The organism is Paraliomyxa miuraensis (assembly GCF_026337845.1).
GTDB classification, from domain to species: domain Bacteria; phylum Myxococcota_A; class Polyangia; order Nannocystales; family Nannocystaceae; genus Paraliomyxa; species Paraliomyxa miuraensis.
This window is the reverse complement of the sequence record NZ_JAOVZF010000140.1, coordinates 151219-158769: the sequence shown is the minus strand read 5'-3', so window position 1 is coordinate 158769 and position 7551 is coordinate 151219. Positions and strand designations below refer to the sequence as shown.

Sequence of the window (7551 nt, the reverse complement as noted above, 5' to 3'; positions counted from 1 at the left end):
GGGCGACGGGTCGGCGAGGTGGGGGCGGCGGGTGGCGGAGGCGGGGGCGGCGGGTCGTGGAGGTGGGGGCAAGGGGTCGCGAGGTGGGGGCGGGGGTGGTCGGAGCGAGAAAATTCGCTGATGGAGCGGAAATTTGGGCGCTGGGAGGCGAATTGCGGGCGGGCGGAGCGGGAGAGGTGACGGGTAGAGGGGCTGTCCGGCCGGATCGGGGTGGTCCGCGGAAGGTGGATCTTCGAGCGGGAGGTTCGACCTGCGGCAGGACGGTGTACCGAACGGCTTGCTCGGTGACGGTAGGATTTTCGTGCGTGCCGGGTTTGCCATGCTCGATTCGTTGGAAAGAATGGGGATCGATGGACGCGCCGGGCAGCCGCGGAGCTACGATGCGCAGCGAGGTGGCGCTCGCGGCGTTGGTAGTGGCGCTCGCGGCGAGCGCGTGCGGGGCCGATGATGAGGTGGCGCTCGGATCCTCGGTGCTGCCACCGCCCTCGCCGAGCTCGACCTCGGCGAGTGACAGCGAGGATGTGCCACCGGACGTCGGTGAGCCGCTGCCCGAGGGGTGCGGGGATGGGATCGTCGATCCAGAGCAGCTCTGCTACGCGAAGCAGCGTGTGGTGTGGGCCGATCTCGACATCGGGGTGCTGTCGGCATCGAAGATCTTGACGACCGACCTCGATCAAGACGGTCGCGACGAGCTGCTCGCGCTCGCCAATCCGATCGATGAACCGTTTCCCGATATGATGTCGATCGTGTATGAGGACGGGCGCTTCGTGAAGCGCTGGCAGACCGAGCCGGGGGTCGGCAGCTTCGGGGTGGCCAGCACCGATCGGGACCTCGATGGCGATGGCGACCCGGACGTCCTCTTCCAGTACGGCCCTGGGATCGTCTCGTACCACGAGAACCTCGGCGGCACGCTCGCCCCGGTCACGCACCTCGCGAACACGTGGTACGGAGATGACGACTGGCTGGCCAGCGGGCTGCCCGTGCCGATCGATGGCGACGGAGACGGCGAGCTCGAGAAGATCGTGGCGACGATGTGGATGCCCGGAGAGGTCCGCGGCGGGTGGATCTTCGAGCGGGAGGGGGAGACCTGGCAAGGAATCGAGGGGCCGATCGAACTCTCCGGGTGCCAGAGCTTCGGAGAGTCGCTCTTCGGCGACTTCGACGGAGACGGCGTCGACGACTTCGTCGTTCGAGAGTTCGGAGACGTCTGCGACCCGTACGTTGCGGACTACGACCCACAGTGGTGGCGCTTCTACGTGTTCCTGACGCGGCCGAGCCTGCAGACGGTCGAGTACGTGGGCTCGTTCCCGGCCGGAGGGACGCACGCCATTGGCATGTACCGGGTCGACTTCGATGAGGACGGGAACCTCGATCTGATCTTCGACGTCTATCGCGGGGTCTCGTTCATTCGCGGGCGTGGGGACGGTTCGTTCGACGAGCCCGTGGTGTACGAGGCGCCCGATGACACGGGCTATTTTCTGATCGATGTTGCCGATTTCGATGGAGACGGCCGGCCGGACATGCTCATGTGGAATGAACGCTCATGTGTCGTCGCGCCACTCGAGCCCGAGTTGGATTCTGCACGAGTTCGTGTCGTTGCCGAAACGTGTGATGCGGGCACATATGGCATTGGTGACTTCAATGGAGATGGCCTGACGGACATACTGCTGGAAGATCCCGAGAGCGATGCGAAGCCTCGGGATGGGATCGCCTTGCTCTCTGCTCCCTAGATCGTAGATCGCCCACCATGAGGCGGACATGTGCGCGCGTCGTGGTGACGTTCGTGAGGTGATGCGCCCGGAGTGGGAGACTGGAACGATGAAGCGCAGCACGAGAAACGGAGGACGCGTCCGGCCTTTCCTGATGGTCGCGCTCGGAATGGTGTGCGCGTGCAGTGGTGGTGATCCCGGTGCACCGGGCAACCACTCGACCTCGGTGGCCGACGGTGGTGGTTCTACGAGTGTCTTCGAGGATTCGGGCGCGCTCGATGGGACTGCCGACGAAACAGGAGGGTTTCCGCAGGCCGAGACACCGTGCCAGATGGCCGGGATGTACGACGTCTACGACGCTCACTTCGAGGGTGAGAGGTATCAGGTGGACGTGGATCAGGATTGCGGACCGGAAGGTGTATTGTGGCAAGCATTGGTGGGCCCCAAACTCAATGGAGTCATCGACGCCGACGACTTCGACATCGTCGTCCATCACCCCGCGCCGCTGGTCGGCGCCCCGCCCGATGAGTGCAACCCGCAGAACACCCACGACAACCCGCCCGACACGTGGCCTCCGAGCGACGTCGGGTTCCCCAGTGCGTTCCTGGGGCCCGGGAATGGCTTGAATTCCGTCTTTCCGGAGGCCATGCCGCCGCTGTCTCCTGGTCAGCATCTCTATGACGTTCTGGCCGAGGAGCTGGCTCGCCGGGGCATGGTGGTGTTCAGCGTTCAGCCTCCTCCGAACTCGAACTGGAGCTCGGAGAAGCGAGAGAAGGCATTGGCGTGTGCGATGCACTGGGCGCGGAACCCCAACGCGACCAGTCCCTGGTCGGGGGTCGACGATGATCCTCCACGGCTCGCGCACAGCACGTTCGTGGTCGGCCACAGTCGCAGCGGCTCGGGCGCGTACCTGCTGCCCGCGTCGCTCGACACGTACGCGACGTCGATGTCGACCACCATCGGTGAGTACGAGCTGTGCAGCCATGCCGCGATCGCGCAGCGGTACGGCGACGGCATCATGGCTGGCGCTGGCGATCCCACCGACGTCGGGCCCATCACGGACGTGAGATCTCCGCCGTTCCTCGGCCTGCTCGGATCGATCGACGACGACACGCTCGGGGATCAAGTCGCTGCGTACGACAACCGCCTCTCCGACGATGCATTCAGCTCTCCCCAGGATCCCGCGGCCGCAGCGGAGAACGACGCGGTGCTGGCCAACGTGTTCGGCGTCACCCACACCGACTGGGGTGGTGTGGTCCGCACAGTCGGCTCGCACTATGGACGGGCGATCGGCGACGTCCTCGGCCCGTTCTTCGTGGGGCGGTTCGCGGCGTGGACGATCTTCGAGGACGCCACCGCGCGGGAGGAGATCCTCCGCTCCGCCGATCTGCCTCCCGAGGGTGGCAACCCTGCGGATGGATTCCACTGCGCACTGACGGGCGTCGACTGGCAGGGCCACCTCGTCGACTTCCACGACGTCGTGCAGCAACGACCTCTGACGTTCATCGACTATACGCAAGGCCATGCGCCGCCAGGTGCGGACCGGTTCATGATCGACAACCTCCATCGCCCGATCTTCGGGTGCGGCCCCAACCTGGGAGCCTCGACCCTGGGCGGAGCGGTGACCGTGTCCGGCTCGGGGGGCAACGCGTGTACCAACTTCGGCCCTGCGCTCTACGACGATCTCTCGGACAGCAGCTACTTCTCGCACGACACCGCGGCGCTGCGCGTCGACTACGGCGGCAACCCCATGGATGAGCTCGTCGTCGAGTGGTCGCTCGAGGACGACGGCACACCGCTTGCGGGAATCGGCGGCTTCACGCACCTGAGCCTGCGAGCGGGCCGGATCTACGAGAACCTCGACCCGGAGGAGTGCAAGTCCGAACATGCCGCGCTCTCGTTCGAGATCGATCTCGTGGACCAGAGCGGCGTGGCGCAGGCGAGCACGGTGGTCACGGAGCCGATCCTCGAGCCGCACGACGAGCTGACGACCTACCAGGGAAACACCAACTGTCGTGCGCACCACTTCATGCAGACGATCCGCATTCCGTTGACCCGCTTCGCGCCGATCGCCATCGAGGATCTCGGTGCCATCCGCCTGAGGTTCTCGTCGGACCAGGCGCAGCACGTACTGGTCGACACGATCGAATTCACCCGGGATCCCTCGAGCATGGGCCTCGTTGCGCCTGGCTACCAGGACACGGCGTGGAACTGCCCCGCGACGGCCGGGCTCGCTCCCGTCGAGAAGTCGTGCCTGGTCGAGCCCGACAAAGGGAGCTGCGGCTCGACCTCCATCTCTCCCGTCGCGGTGCCCACCGTCCACGGGCCTCCCGGTGATGCGTACGAGGGCTGGGTCGTCCACGCACCCAAGGGCTGGGTGCTCGACCCGAAGCACCCGACCGCCGAAGAGCTCGATCTCATCACGCAGGCCTGTGTCGCAGCATGCGAGATCGAGTGGTCGGACGATCACGACGTGCATGCGAACTGCACCGCACCGGGCGCCTTCGCGACCCCATCCCTACGCCTCACTTCGGCCATCGGTCCAACCCAGCAGATCCCCGACTCGCTGGCCGACGGCCACGGCATCTTCCCCGGCCAAGCGCTCGCATGCGATCTCGAAGGCGACTGCTGCAAGGTCTTCGACGAAGCAGTCTGCGCGGCAAGGGCCAAGCGCACCACCGAAGCGCGCCAACCTCTGCACCGTGGCGAGGAGCACCTGCTCGAGCTCGGCGGAGGCGAAGACGGGAGCCGAGTCGAGTTCATCACGCCCAACGCGATCACCTCGATGAGCCTGAGCGGCGAGCTCGGCTACTCCGTGTGCCCCGACGGCGAGACCGGCACTACCTGTCCGTTCTATATGGGCTCGCTGTTCCTCACGAGCACGAACCCGGCAACGATCGCCGACACGTGCCCGGATGGCTCCCCGCTGTCGCTGGACGTCGGCGACCTCGACATCCAGCTGCTACAGCCCGCGATGGGCATCGCCGACGCGAGTTCCTACACCAAGGCATTCCCGGCGGGCGCACTGCTGCTGCAGGCCGATCTCACCGTCGATGGCGTCCCGTACACCATCCGTGGAGTCAACGAGTATCTCGTCACGCTCACCGCGGGCCACGCCGGCCTGTTCGCCGCCACCATCGACATGGCCGTCCCCATACCCTGCGGCGACGACGTGCTCCCGCTGACGATCCGCTTCGAGCTCGCCACGAAGTCGGTGCTCGGCGAGCCGCCCATCGCCGCGATCACCACCCCTACCTCGGTCCCGTGCCCAACGGTGCTCCCGTTGATCTCGAGCGTGGTCGACCCGGATGGCGACCTCGATCACCTGCGCTGGTACGTCGACGACGTCCTCGTGCACCCGGAAGTCACCGCTCTACCGATGACCCGGGACCACGAGCTGAGGCTGGTCGCCCGCGACGCACGAGGGGCGACCACCACGGTGACCAGGACCATCGCATGTCAATGATCTCTACTCACTACACTTGCGAGCTCGAGCTCGAGCTCGACGCCGGACGAGCGCACCAACCACCACCAACCACCACCCCCCAGCACCGCGCCTCCCTCCCCGCGACGTGCACAGGCACCCGTGCGGCACCAACCCGCCGTCATCGGCCTCGGGCTCGCCCGTGCCCGAGTCGTCGCTGGGCCCCGGGCCCACGTCGGCGCCCGAGTCGAGCGGTGGCGGCGGGCCGCTGGCGCCGGTCGTCATCCCCGGGCCGCCGCTGCTGTCGACGCTCCCGGTGTCCCATTCACCGGTGTCCTCGCCCGTATCCGACCCCGGCGGGGGATCGCCAACGTACACCACGATCGTGGGCGACGTGGCCACGTTGCCGTGGAAGTCGGAGACCTCGAACGTCAGCTCGTAGGTGCCCTCGGGAATCCCGGAGAGCACCAGGCTCCAGTCGCTGTTGGTGGCCTTGAGCGGCGTGCCGTCGTCCCAGCCGGCGTCGCACACGTCGTTGGTGCAGAAGGTGAGGATCCCGTCTGGAAAGTCGAAGTCCTCGAGCACGGGCGAGTAGACGGTCCAGCGCCCCCCCAGCACCGGATCGGCATCGGCGATGTCCACGTCCATCACCAGGTCGTCGCCGAACTCGATCACGGCACCATCGCCCGGCTGCAGGTTGGTCAGCAGCGGCGGATCCTCGTCGATCGTGCGAGGACCATAGTACGCCAGCAGATCCGCGTGGCCGTTCTGTTCGTCGGAGCCGCAGCCATTGTGATCGAGCGACGTACACTCGAACGGCAGCTCGGTCCCCACCCCCATCTCGTCGAAGCTGATCTGCTGCACCCGCGGCGAGCAGCCGTCCACGAAGGTCCCGCTCTGCGTGGCGAAGTTGGGGATGTAGCGCATCGCATCGAGCGGGTCGGCCACGCCCTCGAGCCCCGAGATCCGCCCGAATGCGTAGGTCGAAGCCAGCGGCACGTCGAGCACCGAGCAATTGGGGGTGGGCCCGAAGATCTGCACGATGCCGTTGCGCTTGCGGGCCCCACAGTTGATCCCGCCCCGGCTGCAGGTGACGCTCGTGCTGGCGGGATCGGGCGTCTCGCTGGCCAGCAGCATCGTGTACGCGAGGTACTGCGGCGGTCGCTCGGTGGCGATGTGCACGTCATACGGCGCGAGCGCCAGCTCGAGCGCATCTCGTAGTGCCATCGCCCCCGCGTACGGCGGCACCACCTGCATCATGTCGAGACCCGCGGTGCACCCGGTCGCCGAGTTCACCTGGCTCGTGCACCCGGGGGTGCTCGTGGGGGTGAGCACCACGTCCTCGGTGGGCACGTAGAGCACGGCGGGCTCGGCCCGGGCGGAGGTGGCCGCCAGGCCCACGAGCGTGGCCGCGGCGAGGGAGCATCGCAGTCCGAGCGGGGTCATGGTCCGAGCCTACGACGTGAGCCGGCCATTGGCCGGCACTTTGGGGCGGATCGATCCTACCGCTTGCCCCCCGCGCGCATTCGGGTAACCAAGCGTCATGCGCCCCACCCTGCTCGTGCTCGCCATCGCCCTGCTCGCCTGCTCCCAGGACACCAGCGCCCCCAAGGCCGCGAAGGCCGACGGACCCGCTCCGGGGGCCGCGACCAAGCCCACCCAGGTCGGGGCCGAGGCCAAGGCCAAGACCGAGACCCCAGCCGCGCCAACGGACGAGCCCTCGCCGAAGACCGCCGCCGAGCCGACCGCTCCCGCCGAGCCCTCCGGGCCGATCGTCGAGCACACCGTCAAGCTGATCGACGGAGCCGACAAGAGCCTGGCCGACTACCGCGGCAGGGCGCTGCTGGTGGTCAACACCGCCTCGGAGTGCGGCTACACCCCGCAGTACGCCGACCTGCAGGAGCTCTACGCCAAGTACAAGGAGCGCGGCCTCGAGGTGCTCGCGTTCCCCAGCAACGACTTCGGTGGCCAGGAGCCGGGCACGCCCGATGAGATCCGCCAGTTCGTCGACTCCAAGTACCACGTGGAGTTCGAGATGTTCGACAAGGTCGCCATCAAGGGGTCGGACAAGGCCCCGCTCTACAAGACGCTCACCGAGGAGACGGCCGAGGGCATCCGCGGCGAGGTGGAGTGGAACTTCACCAAGTTCCTCGTCGACCCCGAAGGACGTGTGGTCGGGCGCTTCGAGTCCGGGGTCAGCCCCACGAGCCCCGAGGTGGTCGCGGCGGTCGAGGCCGTGCTTCCCAAGGCCTGACCACGACGAACGCAACCGCCATCGTCCGGCCGGCCACTCGCGACGTACATCGGCGCACACGGCCGGAAGGGCCCTCGTTGGCCAACGACCGCGCTCTCGGGCGCCTTGACCCGTTCGATCCTCTCTTGCCGAGGACGCCATCGCATGGGCTCCTGGGCGCCCGC

General features: G+C 67.4%; 4 protein-coding genes. 3 read left to right on the top strand and 1 reads right to left on the bottom strand.

Translation table 11 applies throughout. The features are described from left to right. Positions 1-83: 83 nt before the first annotated feature. A complete protein-coding gene (locus tag OEB96_RS08745; protein ID WP_266215039.1) occupies positions 84-1730 on the top strand; it encodes an FG-GAP repeat domain-containing protein in 1647 nt (548 codons plus the stop codon). Between the two features lie 133 nt (positions 1731-1863). Further along, entirely contained in the window at positions 1864-5175 is a 3312-nt protein-coding gene (locus tag OEB96_RS08740; protein WP_266215038.1) for a hypothetical protein, read from the top strand. 3 nt (positions 5176-5178) lie between these two features. Here the strand turns inward: OEB96_RS08740 and OEB96_RS08735 are convergent, their stop codons facing one another. After that, positions 5179-6579, bottom strand: a complete 1401-nt coding sequence (locus OEB96_RS08735) for a hypothetical protein (protein WP_266215037.1) — start codon at positions 6577-6579, stop codon at positions 5179-5181. 97 nt (positions 6580-6676) lie between these two features. Here OEB96_RS08735 and OEB96_RS08730 point away from each other — a divergent pair, with 97 nt between their 5' ends. Continuing rightward, positions 6677-7387, top strand: coding sequence for a glutathione peroxidase (locus OEB96_RS08730; protein WP_266215036.1), 711 nt, complete (start codon positions 6677-6679; stop codon positions 7385-7387). The last annotated feature ends 164 nt before the right edge of the window (positions 7388-7551 follow it).

What these genes read in the sequence shown, in the direction of transcription:
- OEB96_RS08735 (WP_266215037.1), bottom strand. Translation starts at nt 6,579, where the DNA reads ATGACCCCGCTCGGACTGCGATGCTCCCTCGCCGCGGCCACGCTCGTG.
- OEB96_RS08730 (WP_266215036.1), top strand. Translation starts at nt 6,677, where the DNA reads ATGCGCCCCACCCTGCTCGTGCTCGCCATCGCCCTGCTCGCCTGCTCC.
- OEB96_RS08740 (WP_266215038.1), top strand. Translation starts at nt 1,864, where the DNA reads ATGGTCGCGCTCGGAATGGTGTGCGCGTGCAGTGGTGGTGATCCCGGT.